At 40.4% G+C, this 19,409-nt stretch carries 15 protein-coding genes and 2 pseudogenes; 1 reads left to right on the plus strand and 16 read right to left on the minus strand.

From position 1 onward, the window contains the following. Positions 1-187 precede the first annotated feature (187 nt). From ACOYW1_RS12990 to ACOYW1_RS13010, 5 genes are all read right to left on the minus strand, one after another. Positions 188-562 (minus strand): hypothetical protein, encoded by a 375-nt coding sequence (locus ACOYW1_RS12990; RefSeq protein ID WP_482423125.1) that lies wholly within the window; start codon positions 560-562, stop codon positions 188-190. A gap of 1,021 nt (positions 563-1,583) precedes the next feature. Continuing rightward, positions 1,584-1,832, minus strand: coding sequence for a hypothetical protein (locus tag ACOYW1_RS12995; RefSeq protein WP_482423126.1), 249 nt, complete (start codon positions 1,830-1,832; stop codon positions 1,584-1,586). Positions 1,833-2,484: 652 nt separating this feature from the next. Further along, positions 2,485-2,601: a hypothetical protein gene (locus ACOYW1_RS13000; RefSeq protein WP_482423127.1), complete on the minus strand. Its 117-nt coding sequence runs from the start codon at positions 2,599-2,601 to the stop codon at positions 2,485-2,487. Beyond that, on the minus strand, positions 2,577-2,975 hold the full coding sequence (locus ACOYW1_RS13005) for a glycosyltransferase (RefSeq protein ID WP_482423128.1): 399 nt from the start codon (positions 2,973-2,975) through the stop codon (positions 2,577-2,579). Before ACOYW1_RS13005 ends, ACOYW1_RS13000 begins: the two co-directional genes overlap by 25 nt. 1,874 nt (positions 2,976-4,849) lie before the next feature. Then, the gene (locus ACOYW1_RS13010) at positions 4,850-5,236 is read right to left on the minus strand and encodes a hypothetical protein (protein ID WP_482423129.1); all 387 of its coding nucleotides are present in this window, start codon (positions 5,234-5,236) and stop codon (positions 4,850-4,852) included. Between the two features lie 860 nt (positions 5,237-6,096). Between ACOYW1_RS13010 and ACOYW1_RS13015 the strand changes: the two genes are divergently transcribed. Next, on the plus strand, positions 6,097-6,486 hold the full coding sequence (locus ACOYW1_RS13015; protein WP_482423130.1) for a hypothetical protein: 390 nt from the start codon (positions 6,097-6,099) through the stop codon (positions 6,484-6,486). 3,536 nt (positions 6,487-10,022) lie between these two features. Here ACOYW1_RS13015 and ACOYW1_RS13020 read toward each other — a convergent pair. The 11 genes and pseudogenes from ACOYW1_RS13020 to ACOYW1_RS13070 form a co-directional block, all read right to left on the minus strand. Further along, positions 10,023-10,277 carry a hypothetical protein gene (locus tag ACOYW1_RS13020; RefSeq protein ID WP_482423131.1) on the minus strand — a complete coding sequence of 85 codons (255 nt, stop codon included), beginning with the start codon at positions 10,275-10,277 and terminating at the stop codon, positions 10,023-10,025. A gap of 617 nt (positions 10,278-10,894) precedes the next feature. Continuing rightward, positions 10,895-10,969, minus strand: coding sequence for a winged helix-turn-helix domain-containing protein (locus ACOYW1_RS13025; RefSeq protein ID WP_482423715.1), 75 nt, complete (start codon positions 10,967-10,969; stop codon positions 10,895-10,897). Next, a complete protein-coding gene (locus tag ACOYW1_RS13030) occupies positions 10,939-11,256 on the minus strand; it encodes a helix-turn-helix domain-containing protein (RefSeq protein WP_482423132.1) in 318 nt (105 codons plus the stop codon). The genes ACOYW1_RS13025 and ACOYW1_RS13030 overlap by 31 nt, the downstream gene beginning before the upstream one ends. A 66-nt stretch (positions 11,257-11,322) precedes the next feature. Then, the gene (locus ACOYW1_RS13035) at positions 11,323-11,520 is read right to left on the minus strand and encodes a hypothetical protein (RefSeq protein ID WP_482423133.1); all 198 of its coding nucleotides are present in this window, start codon (positions 11,518-11,520) and stop codon (positions 11,323-11,325) included. 395 nt (positions 11,521-11,915) lie between these two features. Beyond that, on the minus strand, positions 11,916-12,161 hold the full coding sequence (locus tag ACOYW1_RS13040; protein WP_482423716.1) for a hypothetical protein: 246 nt from the start codon (positions 12,159-12,161) through the stop codon (positions 11,916-11,918). A gap of 238 nt (positions 12,162-12,399) precedes the next feature. Further along, positions 12,400-13,013: pseudogene (gene cysC, locus ACOYW1_RS13045) on the minus strand (adenylyl-sulfate kinase). 1,149 nt (positions 13,014-14,162) lie between these two features. Further along, on the minus strand, positions 14,163-14,582 hold the full coding sequence (locus ACOYW1_RS13050) for a UDP binding domain-containing protein (RefSeq protein WP_482423717.1): 420 nt from the start codon (positions 14,580-14,582) through the stop codon (positions 14,163-14,165). Positions 14,583-14,597: 15 nt separating this feature from the next. Next, positions 14,598-15,452 (minus strand): annotated as a pseudogene (locus ACOYW1_RS13055) (nucleotide sugar dehydrogenase); the annotation flags it as partial. A 322-nt stretch (positions 15,453-15,774) separates the two neighbouring features. After that, positions 15,775-17,145 (minus strand): MBL fold metallo-hydrolase RNA specificity domain-containing protein, encoded by a 1,371-nt coding sequence (locus ACOYW1_RS13060; protein WP_482423134.1) that lies wholly within the window; start codon positions 17,143-17,145, stop codon positions 15,775-15,777. A 63-nt stretch (positions 17,146-17,208) separates the two neighbouring features. Beyond that, positions 17,209-17,559 (minus strand): four helix bundle protein, encoded by a 351-nt coding sequence (locus ACOYW1_RS13065; RefSeq protein WP_482416123.1) that lies wholly within the window; start codon positions 17,557-17,559, stop codon positions 17,209-17,211. 1,331 nt (positions 17,560-18,890) lie between these two features. After that, a complete protein-coding gene (locus ACOYW1_RS13070) occupies positions 18,891-19,187 on the minus strand; it encodes a hypothetical protein (protein WP_482423135.1) in 297 nt (98 codons plus the stop codon). Positions 19,188-19,409: the final 222 nt, after the last annotated feature.

Consider the following 19,409-nt stretch of genomic DNA (forward strand, 5'->3'; position numbering starts at 1 on the left):
GCTTTGATAACAAAAAGGAGAGCGCGTAGAACATCCAGGCTTGGGACCATCTGATATACGGGATCTATCGGTATACCATCTTGTTTTCTGGTAATAAAAGAAACCTCTTTTGTCCTGCATATTCTTAACGGCCCATTCAGCAATAGTATGGGCCATTGGGAGACTTCTGCTATCATAATCGGAAAGTTTAAAGGCACGTAACAATACCTTGAGCTGAACAATGAATGTCAATAGGATAAAGGGTATCATTATAATATTTGGGGCAACCCTTTTTTAGCCAAAATGTTTCAAGGAAGTAACGAAACGCGTCTCTCAATTCATTTTCCCAGGCCATGTCGCCTGTTGAATCCATCCAGCCTTTCAAGTAACGCATCAACCCCGTATGAAAATTATCAACAAACTGATGATGATTCAATTCACCGTAAGGCCATGAATAATCGTTTTTCATGGCCTTTAATTGAATAAGCCATCGACTTTTTCGATTTATCATAATATATTCTCTATTTTTTGTATGAGAGTAAACACGGGCCAGCAAGGAGCTCCAACATATTTCAATCACCAATCCGAGCCTCTTCTCCGGGGATATACCCAAAACAAAGAGTATCCTCATCCTCTGACAGCACCATATGATTCAAAATAAACTACAGGCACTTATTGCAGTGGCAAGCCCATTGAAAGCCTCAGCTTCTCCATGTTTCTCAAAGTAGTTCTTAAAAAAGAATTAGCAACAAAAACCGTTGTCACAATGTCTGGTTTACCCTTTGGCACATAAAACGCCCTTGCCTGCCAATCAAAATTATAACCCCAGCATACGCCTGAATACCCAGGGCATCGCATCTATTTGAGCTGAGCCAAGAGATTTTCAGCTTCTTCACATTCCCTAATAAAGAATGCTGATGTAAAAAGACCAAGACCTTTGGGATTATAGCCCTTTGGAACTGATACAAGTTTTCTTAGATTTAGTGGGGAGCGTTTAAAAAATTGGATAACTGCAAGGCCAGACCAAATTTATAGAGTGGGGTATTTTGGAGGAGTGTTGAATTAAGACCATCGAACAGGTCCCAACCATTGTAATCTTGCTGGTGGATGTAATGTAATAGTAAATTGTGGCTTATATTAATCATAATTCTCAACCACTATTATTGAGTGATAAAATTCAAAGATTTATGAATATAGTTGTGCAAAATGATGATATTAGTTTATTGAAATCATTAAAAGTTGTGAATTTAATCTTACCTTTTCTGGAATATTCAGTATTTACTTTTAATAAAAATTTTTCAAAATTGTTCTCATTAAAAAAGTCTTTAGAATGAGATATCATTACAAAGAGGGATTTCATTTTTCGCATAGTTAATGTTCTTTTTTCAGCTTCATCCAAAAATATTAACATTTGTTTACAAGATTGTTTACAAAAGTCCCACTTGAATGAATAAGGTTGAAGACAAGTTATTTTTTTACTTTAAAAACATCTTAATATAGTTTCTTGATATTGAAATATCATGTTTAGAAACAGAATTGCAGGTTCTTATTGAATTTTCTGTGCTGTTTTGATTGACTGAACAAGCAACCGTTTATAGCCATAATCAGGAAACAGAGTGTATCGGTAGCTCATAAATTAAATTATCCGGGGCAAGTTGCCAATATCCCAGAGACGATGAAAAATCCGAAACCGCCAGTGAATGTACAAATATACCTGTCTTTATCATAGCAGAATGTACTTCCATAGGTGCTTCATTTGATGGAAGATTAGTGAAATTCATAGCAGAAACTGTATATTCTTTATCAACTTCATAAATTAATTTGATAGTTGCTTTAACTTTGCCGAATAACACTGTGTATCTTTGATCTTGAAAATTCAGTAATAGAAACTTCTGAATTAATTATCTCCCACTTACCATCCTTATATACAGCGTCTACCCATTGTGGGTGTATGTGAAGCTGAACATCATGCCCAATGGAATATGCATCGAGCACTTGCTTTTTCATCTCTTGGGCCGGAGAATATCCAAGGTTTTTATTTAGCTCAAGGTCAATACTCTACAAATTTCTGATACTCATTAACCTCAAACATGATTGTTAAAGGTACGGAATATTTATTACATATTTCAAAAGATGTATTCTGGAGAGGTTTTACTACATGCTTTTTATACATCACCTGAGCCATCGCCAAAAATCTCATAATCAATTGTAAGAATAATATTCAGCAAAATAAAATTATCTCCATAATGGAATTACCGACAAAATCGTAAGGTTGAACCTCGATTTGAAAAATATCACTAATCTATGCAGATCGATGCTCAGAGTGCAAAAAGAGGCGCCTTAGAATTACTATATCTTATGAAATAGAAGAGTATTAAAAATAAAGATCCAAGTAAATAGACTCAATCCTTTTAATAACTTTTGATGCAAAAAAATATTCCTGAGACATAGTTGAAATTATTCATACCTATCCTTCTTAATAGGGACTGGTCAAGGATCATTTTTTCAATAAGCATAAACATCGGGTGATTTTGAATCAGTAATAAATCCATTCTTTCCATTTATAAAAATATCAGGAATCCCACCAACATACCGAGTTATGACGGCGTTGCCCAATGCCATTGCTTCCAATAAGGATATCGGTAAATCCCTTTCTCATAAGTAGTCGGAAATAAATATATATCAGAGTTCAAGAGCACAGCTTCTTTTGTTTTCCCGCTAATATACCCAATAAAGTCAATTCCATGTGAACCAATTGAATCTACATACTTTTTAACCTCACTTAAATCATTACCATCACCAGCAATAATCAACCGAATGTTAGAATATTTTTGTCGTAAAATGACAAAGGTATCAATTGCCTCATAAATACCTTTTGATCTTTCAATCCTTGCTAAAAAAAGTATATTAATCTTGTTACTATGATTTGACGAGATGCATTTATTGTATACGTTTTTTATAGGCACCATTTCATCATCAACGATAGTTGTTTCCACGATAATTTTTGTTTTAGTTCAATTTCTCGCGAAGTGAATGCTTAAATTCATTCGCTAATAGAACAATGATATCAGAGCGATTATAGATCATTTTAAAAGATTGTTGAAAAGAAAGTGACAAGATTTAATTTTTGACGCAGTCTTTTCATTCCAACCATGGATAAATACGACAGATTTTAGGTTAAATAGTTTTCCAATCAATAAAAAAAAAACCATCTCTAAATAAATCCTTTAGATTTAAAGTGAAATATTTAAATGTACAACATTAGCTCCACGTTTAATTATTTTGAACGGAAACGTAATGAAAAATAAAAGTAAATCGCGTTTAATAGAAATATTACTCCCAGTTTACGAGTTCAACTGCATTCAAAAAATCTTTTTTTTCTAAACCAACCAAATTGATGATAGAAAATTCTGCATCATCCAAATACTTTATCAGTTGTTTCACATATATTCTGTAAAAATGAACGCCCATACGAAGGTTCATAAAGTATCGAGTAAAAATAAATATTCATAGGGGACCCTTCATAATTTTGCTATTTAACAGTAATGAATGTCTAAAGTTAAGAACTTCGGACTTATTTCTGGTAACATTGACAATTCCAAGAGCAGAAAATCCACTATTAACTAAAACTTTAATAGATGCGATATTTGATATACTACAAGAACTATAAACCAAGTTGACATCATTATCTTTAAGCTATATGAAACTATTGTACATTAAACGCTGATATAACCCCATTTTTCGAAATTCAGGATCCGTGCAAAATGGCCCTATGAAAACTTCATCATCTCTCAAACTGAGCACACCTGCTGGTCCTAAATTATCATACGTTTCTCTATGAACCCATGTGTATGCAATGACCCTATTATTTAGAACAATTGCTAAACACATAGCACCTCGATCAAACCATTGCTGTATGGAACAAAATCCATTCGCTCTGGTATTGCTTTAAAATTTAATAACATTTTGAGGTCTGGTATTACCATAAATTTGATATCCTTGTAAGAGTAAATGACCATGATCATTAAGGCAATTATACTCAGCTAAAAGATCATAATAAAAAAATAGTGTCTCTGAGCATTTTAAACCTATTTTAAATAAAACGAGGCTCAACAGACCATCAAATAATACGTTGACCCTTTCCGTTTTTAGAGTAAATCTAATTTTCTTTAAGAATATATACAACGTCACCTATTCATTATTTTTTTTAACTGCATAAAAAAAGGTTTTATATCTGTTATATCGAAAATATCTTTAACCCCATGCCCAGTATAGTCCATAAATATTTCACTAACATTAAACTGGTGGGGTGATTGTTTAGTCGCATATAAAAGGGCTCTTACATCGCGCACAATATTAATCCACTTCTTTTTCGTTTACTTTTATGCTATCAGTATTTGTACATAAAACTTTATGAGAAAAATTTTTCATCAGGACCTTAATCGATCCACAAGCTCTATGATTTACTTCTATTAGATACACAACGCCTGTTTTATCATCAACCCTGCATTGAACTTCAACAAATCCACTGTAATCCATTGCCTTTAATAACTTATTTGCATATCTTCTTACTACATTAGCAGGTTCGTTGCTTATTTCCTCAACTTCACTTGCTAAACCTGCATACTGCCTGGATTGCTGAACAACTATCCCACTTGCTCAACACCATTCATCCAATATCCTCCAGAACGATATCGGATTCACATTCTCCAAAATGTACTGCTGAAATATTAAATTACTGAATCCTGGTAAATCTTTAGTTTTTTTCTAAAACCTCATACGAATCTATTCTAACGGTTTTGAAAAATTGTCTTACCAACAGTTTTATTCCATTTCCCTATCAATGGGAATTTGAATTTACTACAATATGCTAAATCATCAAACTTAAACGTTTCAGGACAAGGAACACTGAAATCTGCGCAAACTTCGCAGTGTTAAGCTTATCTCGGAAAACGATTGCATCCTTAAATTTTGGAAAAAAATTGTATTTTTCGAACAATTCGGGATAATGATCTATTAAATAGTTAAGAATGACATCACTTGTAATATGTATTAATTCATTGCCATAAAGTTTATTTAATATAATATTTATAATGCTATCGAGACTATCAATTACATAAATATCACCATATTTAGAATATATGCCCACATCTTCTTTACAACCAATAGCAGTAACATTGTAGTTTGCGATTGAATATGCTCTCAATAAGGCAAGTCCTTGCGGTGCCAATCCTAAAATTACGATATTTTTTTCCATATAGATTCTTTTCAGAGTAAATATGATACCTACGCAAAGGGGACTGGGCTCAAATTCATCAGTATTCGTCTTCCAAAAAAAGTGGATTCTATGATTCAAAGCCTTCATGATGATTTAGACTCAATAAAATGTCCCCATTGTCAACTTCCACAAATGTATCATTTTTTAAACGCTACCAAACCATTCATAATGGAGAACGCCATTTGATGCGATGCTCTGACTGTTAAAGGCTTTCCCCCAAACCCACAATACCGCTATGGAAGGGATTAGTGCCAACGGCGACCTGAAACTGGGGCTACACTGGCAGTTTAAAAATGACCTCATGAGGCATTATATTGTATTCAATTCAACTATTTAAAGCCATATTCATCCTTCTTGATTTTCTTGGCTTTTAATGACCGGAAATAGTGGCTTCTCAAACTCACACAGATCCGTACAGTGGCCTATGATTCTTCTTCAAAAAAGGTACAACTTCAAATTGTGAGCCCAGGGGCAATGTGACGGAGCCGCGACAATTAAATCACCCATCAGTACGGTAGCCACAACCTTGAGGCTTCGAAGTGAAGGGCTTGGCCTTCGTGCTACAGGGCGTATATTAAATTCCCTCAAAGGAACAATTGCTCATTGGGAAGTAAATTGCAGAGCAGAAGGCTTCCCTCATGCTGTATGCACTCTGCAAAGATTTTGTATCCCTTAACCTTTGAAGGTGATGAGTTGTACACCATCGTTGGCAAGCGCACTGCCCCCATGGATTCCAAAGTATACGGTTATTATTATGGGACGTGCCAGTCGATTTCTAGGCTGAACAAAGACTGGCAACAAGGACGCAGCATTGTTCCAATATGTCATGAATACAGTGTGTGAGTATCGACCAAACAGATGATCTGACATTTTTATCAGACGGTGAAACACGCTATGGAAATATGCTTTTCGAAATTTGTAATGAGGCCTTGCATACTGGCAGGCCTGGACGTCCCCGGAAAGTCCTTCCGAAGAGTGTTCGAGTACGAATTAAGAACAAGGGCAGCCAGCAACATAAAAAAGGACCGAAGCGTCAGAAATATCAGGCCACACAGCAGGAGCATCCTGATACATCACAAGACCTGGAGATATTTGGAGATTTTCATGCGAATCATGTTGAGGCTCAGAATGCTGCACTGAGAAGAAGAAACAGCGCATTCAGGCGAAAAAACAACACATACTCAAAACAAAAACTGGATTGCAAAGGACTTTGGATGTTCACCAGCTGATACACAATTTTGTCAGGCCCCACTGGACAAATGGAATCGTACCCGCCGTTGCTTTAGGCATAATGCAACATGGGTTGTCGCTCAATGAAATTTTGATGGCACAATATGTCGATTTAAACAAAGTATTCCGTATAGCCCGTGTTCCTGATATTCTTTAAGCGGAATCGTTCGAGCCGGATAGCCAAGAGGGACTGCTCATCAAAAATCCACCGACTTAAATGCCGTGAGAAGCCTACAGATATCATGATTTTTCGATTTGACTAACATCTTTTGTTTTTCGGCAAACATGCCGGAGACCCAGAATTATCAGGAAAAAATTTATCTACCTGAAAGGAATATTTACCTTTTCAAATGATAAAATTTAGGTTGTACCAACAAAAAAAGAAGAAAGTACAATAAACAGGGCACCACCCTCTCCAACAAGCCATCTATAAACAAGTGTACTTATAAAGCCAGCATAAAGACATCGCCCTCGACCCGCTATCAACAACTTTCGAGAAATAGTCCAAATTTTAATAAACAATGAAACAAACAAACAAAAGCCCACAATACCATATTGAACCAATAAACCAAGCAAAGTGCTGTGTGCATCTTTTGGTTTCTGAAGCCAACAGAAGAATATATTATATCACCATTACTACCAACAACTGAAAATTACCTCTAGAAAAGATGAATTTATAAGCCTATTGATTTGATCAAGCTACATCCCAGACGGCCTGACGATAGATAGGTTTACCATTCTAAGTTGTCAGTAAAAAACAAAAAAAGAATTAAAATAACCCCACAAAGAGAATAAATGGTTTCTATAAATATTAACTGCCTCAATCTATGTGGAACTTTAAAGAAGACAACTCCAAGAACAACTATAGTGAACATTACCATTGACGTTCTACTTAAAGAACCCATCATTAAATAGATGGAAAACATGAAAATTATGAAACCTAACAACTGTGTGCTTCATTGTGTACATTAGTATTAAACTAAATAATTGAAATGGTAGCTGCAATGAAACCGTTATCGTGCAATGTACCATAATAAAGCAGGTACTTGTTCTATGCCACCGTGGAAATACCTTTCCCTAAATACCAATGGCAGAATAAATGCTAAAGTACATATAACAAAAATGAGTACCACACCATCTCGTACTAAGTGACATTTGCTCAGACATTTCTATCAGGTTAACCGTTATAAGAATAGGAACTATATTTCGAAAATTGAATAACAGATTTTGCAAAGTCATGTCCCGCCAGAATATTCGACAATACAATCCAAACAAAAATAAGTGAAAAATATACAAAAAGCCATTTCTGGTTTTTTTGATTACAACGAACAAACAAGACAATGTGCCTACTATAATTAACAACGAATTAACATAAAATTCAAATTGTTGAATTACGACTACATCACTTATCGAAGGTATAACACACCTTAACATAGTTAAAAAATAATAACGCAAATGCAAACGGTTTTACTTTTTTATCATTTTTCATTTTTAAAATAGTTAAACTCACTTCGCAACCAATAAACGACTACAAAATATAGTGCACAAGATCAGATACTTATACCGGCAGTTAAACCACTGTTACAGCCGAAATTCGCCTTTCGACTCAGATCAAATTGCAACTGCTTTTTAGGGAATCTAAGACAAAAAAGTCATAATTAAATTCGTTAACATCATCAATGTATATTTCTCTGAACTTTTTTGATCATGTCGTTTGAATACTCACTATAGTAATTTTTACCCTTTGCACTAGGACCAATTTTTTCCAAAAATCTTTCGTTATTCCAAGTTTATTAGCAATATATATATAGTCATCATTGATTGACTCAAACTTTCCGACAAAATCGTACATCAATTTCACCAGATAGGTTCTTTAGATAAGATACTTGTGAAGCAAAGAACATATCATTTTCGACAAGTTCTTTTGGTCAAGCCTTTTATGACAAATCTATCAAAACTATCATACTCATTTAGCCACCAATATTTCCCATATGGATAAAATAGTTATTTTTATTAACTAAATAATTAATACGGTTGTAATAGTTTTTTCTATGGGTTGCGAACAAATCCAAACTTAAAATATAAGTCATATTTATTTGTGTCTATTTCTCTAAACTCATGTAACTTATGATGCATCGGGTCTTTTGATGTAGCCACTTAGATATACTTTTCCTCGCCACTTTAGGGATATGAATATAAATACTCTTTGTACTAATCAAAATACGGCCTAAAAATATACCGCGATGCACGTCTATTATCCTTTTTCTTTGAATATAACCGGTAAAGTCATCAATAAACTCCAATAATGTTTCCTAACAAATATTTTTCATTCTTTTAATCATTTCTTTTCCTATCTAATTTGTTTTAACCTTAAAACGTTAACCACACTTTTAAAATCAACACATGTCCATACTCCAACTCGGATACGTACCATAATAAGCATAAGAATTTGTTGAATAGTTATTGCAAGTGTAACCGCACTTGCGGCCCCTACAGCACCAAGTTTTCAGTAGTCTTAGATGATTCCGCAACTGACGGAAATTATAGCAACGCTTACTGAAACACACATCATAACAGTCTTATGTCCCGTCATGATAAGAAAATACCGACATGAACCGACTAGCACGTTAATTATTTGACCGATTGTTAAAACAACTAAAATAGGTGCAGCAATTTGATTTTATCACCGAAAATTATTTGTAAAATTTCTCCAGGAAATACTAAAAATATAATCATTACAAAAATCACAGGTAATGATGCAAAAGTCGCAGTCATTCTCAAAATTTTCTCTAATTCTTTTTTTATTAAGTATGTTAGATATTGAGTCATAAGAGGTGGAACTACATAATTAACAATAACCAAAGTCATACTAACCATGAGAATCAATCGATTCGATGCGCCAAAACCCGCTACCTCCATACCTTCAAACCAAAAACCTACAATCCAAATGCCAGATTGACTTAAAACGAAAAGTGAAATAGAATTAATCCATAATGGCCAGCTACGACGTGAATTTTACTTGTACGAGATTGTATCAGGCCTGCCTCCAATACGTATATATGAAATTTTTTTTTGTAACGAAAAAAAGAGCAATTATAACACTAACACTACCGCTAATAAGAATTATAATTAAAGACTGATATAGCGTTAGCTTCAGGTGCAACAAATTAATTATGAAAAATAAAAATACAAATGAGTTAATCGCCATAATACCACCACCAAAAAAGACCGATCTCATGATATCCTTAAAAGCCTTAAAGACTGCGTTAAGAACAAACTGAAATGACAAAATAACTGACCAAAATGCAATATAACCAGCAATTTTCTCTAAGGAAAACGACTAAACCGAAAAAGTATGACGAGACCCATGGCCCGACAAGACTTATATATAAGACAGCAAATAAGGTACTTATTATACCAACAAGTACAACACCTTTATATATTGCCGAAATGGCTTTATTGTTTGCACCCTCTGTCAAAAACTCAGAGACAAATCGTAATAAACTATTTTCTATACCAAATCGACCAAAAAGAGCTATAAAAACTGCAATACTATGCACCCTAAGAAATACGTTGCCATATCATTAACACTTAAAATTCTTGCAAGAAGTGCAACAATCATCATATTAGAAAAAACTGTTACCAATTTACCAATAAGTGACCATACAGTACCTGTTATCAAATAACTTTTTACTGAATCTTTAAGCGGTAGACTTGTTAAATGTCGCTTACCGTCAATTTCATACAAAGAGCTATTATCTTCTTTTAAGGATTTTCTACTTGAATTCATCAATCCACTTAAACATCCTATTATATGGCGTTACATATTTGTTTACACTAAACATATTTTAAGCTCAGATCACTATTGTCCAAAATATCCTCTCAAAGAATAATTTTCTTCGAGAGGCCCCTGTGATTAGTAGATATTGTTCAATTCTTGAAAAACAGGTCCCATTATTTGTGGTCTTCACCACGTAAATGGGAGCATTAACTGTACTGACATAGGCTCAAGTGGCAGCACATCATATGGCTGATCTATCCAGGCCCACAAATCCCTGTGTGTAAACAGGTTCCACCTCAAAAAGGCAACCAGATTTGACAGTGACCAGCCAAACTTTGATTTTGCCTGAAGGAACTTGATGATCAACATAGCGAGTGGCTTTTGCGGGCTCCTTTCCATTTCGAGTGGGTAACTCTCGGAAAGCCCAGCTGGCTTCGGTACAGCTTAGTTGTACAAGGCCTGCCATGGCAGGCGTACGGAGGTATAACCTGAGCCACCAAAGACGGCAGACACCCGCAGCTGTCAAGGCTGCGCAGCCCGGCTTATCCTTGATAGCAAGGGGGGCTGTCGTAGCATGGGTGAGAGTTTCTCACTCCACAAGTGCTTTGGAAGAACATTCTACCCACTCAAATCGTTAATAGGCCCTTTTGCGGAGTAAAACCCCATCTTTTTAGGTATTCACCAACCGTTCGTATAGGCATTTCAATTGACTTGGATCTTTTTCCCTGATCCATTTTTGAATTATTTTTTCCTGCTCTGGTGTCAGCGTTCGCAGTTCACCGGCCTTACGGCCCCGAGTTTTAGGAATAAGTGCCTTTGAACCCTCTTTCTCGAAGGATTTACACCATCGAAATACAGTCTCTTGGTGAGCTCCAACAATTTCAGCGATTTCTCTAAACGTCATGCCTTTACTGCGCAGACGGGCTGATTGTTTTCGGAGTTCGTGTAATGTATCAGCTGGTAGTTTTCTTGTATCAATTTTTTCCATGAAAAGGAGTATAGCACAAACAACCTGTTGCCTGTATTTTTAATTGCCGGGTCAATATAATGGTTGTCAGCAAGAAACAGAGGTTGAAATGGAAGAAGATCCCATTTCGACCCCACCGCTTTCCGCAACATTTAATGTATCGAGACCAATGGTATCAAAGATAATGGCAAATTCATTGATTAGAGTGTCAGTCTCAGCGGCTCCGTCAAATTGCCTCTGGCTGGCGGTTTGAAGTTGTACCTTTTTTGAAGAATCATAGGCCATTTTTGGTCTCTGTGTATTTCGAGAGTCACCATTCCTGTCATTAAGAGCCAAGAAAATCAGAAGATGTAAGAATATGGCTTTAAATAGTTGAATTGAAGAAATATAATGCCTCATGAGGTCATTTTTAAACCGCCAGTGTAGACCCAGTTTCAGGTCGCCGCTGAAAATTAGTACGTTAAGAGCCCCAGAGTATTCTCGATAACTTTAGAATCCCCTCGGCCTCATTAATGGTTGTTGTGGGTGCCCCCGGCGGTGATAACGAGCCGTAAAGAGATTTCATTATTCTCAGAGTCTCTGGGCTGTCGCCCGATATCACCTCGACAATGGTGGTGGAAGGTTCTCTCTCTTTTGTCTCTCGAATTGATCCGGTCAGGGGAGTATCCCACATAAAATATCTATCTCCACTTTTTTCTGGAATCCTTTTCCAGAATAGGGATACGGATATTTTCCGTGCCCCTGGGAGAACCCGTGGAGTCATAAATCACAACAGCCCCCTTTTTCATATGCCTGCTAACAGTTTCTGACGATGAGATCAGGCTCAAATCAGGTTGGTGAGTTTCATTAATGGGGGGTGACACAGCCACGATTATTACATCTGCTTTGACGATCACCGTCGGATCGCTTGTTGCCGTAAACTTCACAGGATTTTTAAAATCATCGGTAGTTACCTCTCCGGTGTAATTCTCACACCCTATAGACAATTTTCTACCAAGGCTTCCTTAATATCAAAACCAGTGATTTCGAGTGTTCCCCAAACACAAAATCGATGGGAAGGCCTACATAGCCTAAATTATCAACACATACTCGCTACAACTGGATCATTATAATTTCAACACCAATATGAATTCATGTAACCCCAATATATTAGTCCTTTAACTACTAAATATCAACCGCTTCTCCTTTATCAAGGCAACAACTCGTTCTGCATCTAAAAAAGTAGTCACTTTTTGCTGTTTTCAAGACAATTTCTGGCATCTCTGGTGGTTCATATTCTGCTGAAACACCAGTAAAATTATCTATCTCTCCAGTAAGGGCTTTCACATAAATCCCTTTAGGATCTCTTTCAATACAGACTTCTATAGGACAATCCACAAACACTTCTATAAAATTTTCCTTTCCGACAATGTTTCTGACTTTTTCCCGTCCTTTTTGATCGGTGATATAAATGCAGTGATTGCGATGACTCCAGCATCAACGAATAGATTTACCATTTCACCAATTCTTCGAATATTTTCTGATCTGCTTACTTCATCAAAACCAAGGTCACCACAAAGACCATGTCGCACATTGTCCCCGTCAAATACATAAGTCGAACAACCAAGATCATGTAAAATCTGTTCTACGTAGTGAGAAATCGTTGATTTTCCAGACGCAGAAAGCCCTGTAAACCAAACAACTGCACCTTTATGACCGTGTAATTTTTCTCTGTCGGCCCTACGAACATTCGAGTGATGCCAAGTAACATTCGTGCTTTTATTTAGCGCAGCTTCCATACCCTAAAACTTTTTCAAGATTTTGATCTGTTGCAAACTTGGTTTTAATTTGTTTATTGGCCTTGCCTACACGAACGCGCATATACCTCAAAGCCTTAGCCAAAATCCTGCCCCCCGGGAGAAGCAACCACTCACTGTGCAACGGCTCCAAATCAGGTATGGTGCTGGGACATCACCTACTTACCAGGCCCGATCAAAGGCCAGTATTATTACTTTTATATGATTCTTGACTTGATCTTTTCAGCCGAAAAATTGTTGAGATAGAGGTCCAGGGCGGCTGCGAGTCATCGGAAAATGCTGCTCAACTTGTTCATAGAACAGTTTTGCGTGTAGGGTGCATCGGAAAGCCAACGAATTTTACATTCGGATAACGGTAGCCCCATGAAGGGCGCAACATTGAGAGAGAAACTTAAAACGCTTGAAATATCAAGTTCATTTAACCACTCTATAGTGAGTAATGGCAACGCATTTATGGAGTCGCTTTTTCGAACATTTACGTATCGTCAAAGGACCCTACTGGCGGATCTATTGACCTTTATAAAGGCTCGAAGTGACTGCTTTCTTTTACGTATTGGTACAACCTCGTGCAGGAAGAAACTCCCCGAGCGCTGGGAGTGACCTTGCAAGGATATGGAATATAAAAATACATCTACCTTAACCCTGAAAAGGTTGTTTCTGAAGGCCTCGGATTGGTCGCGGCTTGATGTGTATAGGCGACAACTATATTGAACAGCGACCGGTCTACTCGTCTGTTAAATATCCAGATTGGTTTACTCCGATGAATGCAGTGTTTATGCCCGGCTGGGAGAATGAAGCGATGGGCTTATGAGCTTGAATACGGGGCTGAAGAGTATGCCAGAGGTGATGACGAAGATGATTTCAATGAAATCGATATCAATACCATAGAGGGTTTCTGTTGGCTACGCTTACAGCATTGTATCTCGCAGGAAAGCTGCCTTTATATCGTGGTTTTCCAGGGCATTCACAAGGTTTACAATCGAGAAAATACTTGATTCATTCGCGATTGACGTGCTTGTCAAGTAAGACCCCTGAAACACATCATGATCCTTAAAAAAATATCATTCCGGTGCAATTTGATCTTATTGGTATATATCTCTATATTGTTGAACGATGCACCCGGCCTCACTTTTACAACCGCCAAAAATCCCCCCCCCAATCTCTCATCTCATCCGGATCCAGAACACTTTTGACATCAATGAGAGACCCATTGGTTTTGATTTTGTCTGTGAACGCTTCCAGGGGCATCGCTTTGTATTCGCGATGAGCGGTGGCGATGACGACGGCGTCGACGTCTTGGATTTCGTCGAAGGGGGTCAGCTCGATGCCGTAATGACTCTTGGCCTCAAGGGGGTCGACCTGGGAGTCGTGGACGTGGACATGGATGCCGTAGGATTGGAATTCTTCGACGATGTCCACAACGCGGGTGTTGCGCAGGTCCGGGCAATCTTCCTTGAAAGTAAGGCCGAGGACGGCCACGGAAGAGCCGTTGTTCAGGCAGCCGTTTTTCATGAGGCGCTTTACGGTGGTCTGGGCGATGTACTTGCCCATGGAATCGTTCCGTTTGCGTCCGGAGAGGATCACTTCGGGGTGATAGCCTTCTACCTGGGCCTTGTAGGTGAGATAGTAAGGGTCAACGCCGATGCAGTGGCCGCCCACAAGACCGGGCCTGAAGGGAAGTATTCATTTGGTTCCAGCAGCTTCAATACAGTTGAGGGTATCGATGTTCAGGGTGTCGAAAATGATGGCCAGCTCATTGATGAGGGCGATGTTAAGGTCCCTTTGCGTGTTTTCAATGACTTTAGCGGCTTCGGCTTCCTTAATGGTTGCCGTGGGATGGACTCCTGCGGTGATGATGGAGCCGTAGAGAGACTTTACTTTTTCAAGGGTATCCGGGGTGTCGCCTGAGACAACCTTGGTGATGGTTGTAAGAGTTCTGAAATCTTTATCGCCCGGGTTGATGCGCTCTGGGGAGTAGCCCACATGGAAATCCGCTTTCCACGTCATGCCCGATTCCCTCTCAAGGATGGGCACACAGATATCTTCGGTTGCTCCCGGGAAAACCGTGGACTCGTACACCACGACGGTCCCTTTGCTCATGTGACGGCCCACGGTCTCGGAGGAAGACATAAGGGGCGAAAAGTCAGGTTGATGGGCTTCATTGATGGGCGTCGGCACAGCCACGATAATAAAATCGGCTTTTCCGATCATTGTGGGGTCGCTGGTTGCCGAAAATTTTACCGCTGCTTTGAAGGCCCCTGCATCCACTTCCCCGGTGTTGTCCACGCCCCTGCGGCAGTTTTCAACCAGGGACTCTTTGATATCAAAACCGATGGTCTCGTATTGTTTTCCAAATTCCAGGGCCAGGGGAAGCCCAACGTATCCCAAACCGACAACGGCGATGACTGGATTATGTATCATGATGGTTGGCTCCGTTATTGCCCCGATATTTCATGAGAAAACGATCAGACCTGAGCAACAAGGAATTGTTGCCGCTGGAATTCACGATTGTCTGATCGAGCGACCACCCTTCGGGCGCCATCCTGCATGTTATCAGAGCTTTGGGATACACCACCCAATCTGCAGCCCTGATGCATTGATTATGGCAGCGCTCAGCTCAAGAAATACCCGGGTTCGATGTGTTCTTGGTTTGCCGACTCCGATTCTTCTGCCAGAGAATGTGTATAGCTCAGTCAGAAAATAATGGCGGAACGAAGAACCAGACACCTTTCACCTGAATGTCTTATAACCGATAACCACGATCTTCCAGCACCTTCTGTAAGGCCGTCCTTGCCTCCTTTTCTCCATGTACCAAAGTGATCTTACCCGGCTTCTCGGGCATCTCTTCCACCCAACGCACCAGCTCGCTCTGGTCGGCGTGGGCTGAATACCCCCCGAGTTCGTGAAGCCTTGCGTTGACCTGGACTTTCTCCCCGTTGATCCGAACGTAACCGTTCTTTCGGGAGCCGTATGTGATGATATCGCGACCGAGCGTGCCTTTGGCCTGGTATCCCACAAAAAAGAGATCGTTCTTTGCGTCTTCCAGGCCAGCTTCCAGATGGTCGATGATCCGGCCTCCGGTGCACATGCCACTGCCCGCGATAATAACCGCCGGCCCGGAAACCGTAAGAGATTTTTGGTGATCCCTGTAGGACTTTACCGCAAAAAGCGTCGCAAAGTCGATGGGATGATCGCCCTCTTTAAGCAGGCGTTTTGATTCTTTATCCCAGAATTCGCTCAAAGAGCCGTATATATGGGTGACATTGAGCCCCAGGGGAGAATCCACAAAAACCGGAATGTTTTTCAGGTCACTCCCCTGCCCTGCCGCTTCACCTTGTTTCTGAGACGAAAGGATCCGGTCAATCTCATAAATCAACTCCTGGGTTCGTCCCAGGGAAAAGGCGGGGATGAACACCTTGCCGCCGTCGGCCAAGGCCCTTTTCAACGTCTTCTCCAGCCGCTGGATTCGGTTGCCCCTTGCCTCATGGTTCCGATCCCCGTAGGTAGATTCCATGATGAGAAGGTCGCAGGCATCGGGTGGATCCGGGTCGCATAGAATGGGCGACCCTTTGCAGCCCAGGTCCCCTGAAAAAAGAATCCGGTAGGGTGCCGGGTCTCCTGGAATTGTGAAATGGATAAAGCAAGACCCCAGGATATGCCCTGCGTGCCCAAACTTGAACCGAACCCCTTTGTTCAGGCGAAAGGAGTGCTGATACTCGAATCCCCAAGAAAGCTCGTCGATAGCGGCCTCAAGCCGCTTAATCTCCTCTTTGGAACGATTTGAAAACCCCATGGCGTCATGGAGCATGGGGATGAGAAGCGCCTTGGTGGGGTGCGTACAGAGGATCTCCCCTGAAAACCCAGCATCAATCAGGTCCGGCACCCGGCCGATGTGATCGATATGGGCATGGGTCAGAAACAGATAATCGATATCCTCAGGTGCCACAGGCCACTCGGAGAACGGCACAAGGGAATCCTCTCCCATGGCCAGTCCGCAGTCGATCAACATGGTCGGGCCATGGGTGATTGTGAGGAGGTGGCAGGAGCCGGTGACGGAACATTCGCCTCCCAAGTGCGTCAAGAGACAGAAGTCAGTTGGTAGCTTTGCAGGCATAGGGATATGAAACCAAGGAATAGGCCTTAGGTTATAGGTCATAAAACAACCATTTGGCCCAATTTAATTTGCACGAGAGCGAATCAGACTGTATAGCATTTTTGAAATAGCTGAACATTCACTCTGAATGTAACATAACGTTTCCCTCGAAATATAACCAACTTCAAAGGCAATAATTGCCTGGGTGAACACTTCTGCGGACGAGCCTTTTGCTATATAAAAATGTTTGATGGCCTGTTTCTTCGTACCAAGTTCATCACCTTCTGCGATATTGCTCGAAACAGAAACAGCGGCGCGACGTATTTGGTCCTTTAAACCATAATCCCGTTCAAAAGGATTTTTACCGGTTATTACATAGATAAATACCGCAAGGTCTTTTGCACGATTCCATACTTTAAGATTCAGGAAATCCATAGGTTAACCGAATTTGCACAAAACACACCCAGCATTTGCTTGTATATTCTAAATTACCTATTACCTATTTCCTATACCCCACTTCGCATAGCTCCGCCCCTCAGGTTACATCCACCTGTTAAAAAAATAGCGCAGAAATGGGAAATCACGAATCGCCGTAAGGGTGATGAGATCCAACCCGGCATACGCATAGGGAGCTCCGTATCCATTGGGGGTCATGGTCACACAACATGATTCGGGCACGACAATGGGTACAACGGGCACTGCTTGTCTCTGGTACAACAAGGGGTACGACGGGTATTGCATGTAACTTGTACAACAATATCAATGGGAACTTCTGTCGGGCCTGTCAGGAGCCCTTGGGTCTCTTTTCATTGAGGGGGGGAAGAAGAGACAACGGTTCTGCCGTGCATACGCACGGCAAAAAACATTGTTCTCCTGGAAAAGAGAGAACACCGTATTACTGTTTAGATTCACCCGATTGCAATTCAGTCGGGCAGTTGCGAAATTCACTTTTCTCAATTTCGCTGAAAATCAATCTTATGATTGAACTGACAAAGCGACGCGAGGTTTGCGTCATAACTGATCCACCAAACCAATTTGAAGTATTGTTGTCTCGTTTTTATTCTTCTCTGTCAATACAAAAATAAATTATCCGTAAATATGCTTCATCACGAAAAGCATCTACAGGTAATAGCACCGGCAGAAGGCCTTATTAATAGTGGGAATATGCACCAGAGAAGTCCGCCACACCATAGCAAAGACAAGCGGCCCCATCAGGAGCCCTCTGCATCTACAATGTCTCCTATAACGCGGCTGTCATAACACGCAGAATAGTGTTCGTGATGTAAGGAAGGGGTGATGTGGACGTGGTGAAGGGGCATAAACTGGACATGTGATGAGACAACAACCAGGGCAAATCTATAAGACGTCCTTGCAGCTGGATTTCAAAAAAAACAAAATGGCCAGCACAACGGACTTGTCACGTGACGTATACCGACACCAGGCTTTTCCGTAAGGGGATCGAGGCATGGAACACGCCAAATTACAGCAGAAGGGAATAACGGGTGGATTTATCAGAAAAAAACTATTGACATACCGGAGAGATGGTTTTATCGTGAGCACTAATAACTAGTTATTATTCGATATACGTAGCGACCCGACAGGATGCGGGAACATCCTGCCAGGCCTCACCAAAACAACCTTACCAGGAGGTCGTCATGGCTAAGCGATTTTTTACACCACACCCACCCCCTTTTCAAGTCGTATTTTCCTCACCCCTTGGAATCCCGCTATCACGCACCCGGCTTTACTGCCGCTTCAAATGGCCGTTACCGTTTATTTCCTGATCGCCGGATAACGGAAAGGCGTACCGTTGGGTGCTGATGCACCTGGTATTTTCCTTCGGTTTCACTTTCACGAAGGAATATCCTGCCAGGCTCACCAAGGCACGTTTGTCCGGAATCCGCCATCAGCAAGGTTAACAAGGAAAACAAAACCCGTTTACGCGTCTTGCGCTCCCTGACTGGCCTGCTGAATGGATCGGACATACCGTCGATGGACATCTGCGCGTAAATCACAGGCTGGTAAGGCTCCCCCGGAGATTTCACGAGAAAGCGTTCAATCACGGTTTTCTCACCCTCCGGGCGAGCCGGGCTATGTGCCACGAGGGACACGAAGCGACTTCTATTTTCCTGACAAACACCCTCTACTTCTTCCTGCGTTTTTCTTCGTGTCCCTCTCCCCTACCCTGCGCGGCATGCCTTCTTACCGGCCAACAATCGAACTTCCTGCCAAACGGGCCTCGCCAGCACATTGGCTGCCGGATGCACACGATGCCCGAAGAGGAG

It is taken from the genome of Desulfoluna sp. CYM3A, assembly GCF_056829965.1.

What these genes read in the sequence shown, in the direction of transcription:
- ACOYW1_RS13000 (WP_482423127.1), bottom strand. Translation starts at nt 2,601, where the DNA reads ATGGCATTGGGCAACGCCGTCATAACTCGGTATGTTGGTGGGATTCCT.
- ACOYW1_RS13010 (WP_482423129.1), bottom strand. Translation starts at nt 5,236, where the DNA reads ATGGAAAAAAATATCGTAATTTTAGGATTGGCACCGCAAGGACTTGCC.
- ACOYW1_RS13020 (WP_482423131.1), bottom strand. Translation starts at nt 10,277, where the DNA reads ATGAATTCAAGTAGAAAATCCTTAAAAGAAGATAATAGCTCTTTGTAT.
- ACOYW1_RS13030 (WP_482423132.1), bottom strand. Translation starts at nt 11,256, where the DNA reads ATGGAAAAAATTGATACAAGAAAACTACCAGCTGATACATTACACGAA.
- ACOYW1_RS13035 (WP_482423133.1), bottom strand. Translation starts at nt 11,520, where the DNA reads ATGGCCTATGATTCTTCAAAAAAGGTACAACTTCAAACCGCCAGCCAG.
- ACOYW1_RS13050 (WP_482423717.1), bottom strand. Translation starts at nt 14,582, where the DNA reads ATGGGCAAGTACATCGCCCAGACCACCGTAAAGCGCCTCATGAAAAAC.
- ACOYW1_RS13060 (WP_482423134.1), bottom strand. Translation starts at nt 17,145, where the DNA reads ATGCCTGCAAAGCTACCAACTGACTTCTGTCTCTTGACGCACTTGGGA.
- ACOYW1_RS13065 (WP_482416123.1), bottom strand. Translation starts at nt 17,559, where the DNA reads ATGGATTTCCTGAATCTTAAAGTATGGAATCGTGCAAAAGACCTTGCG.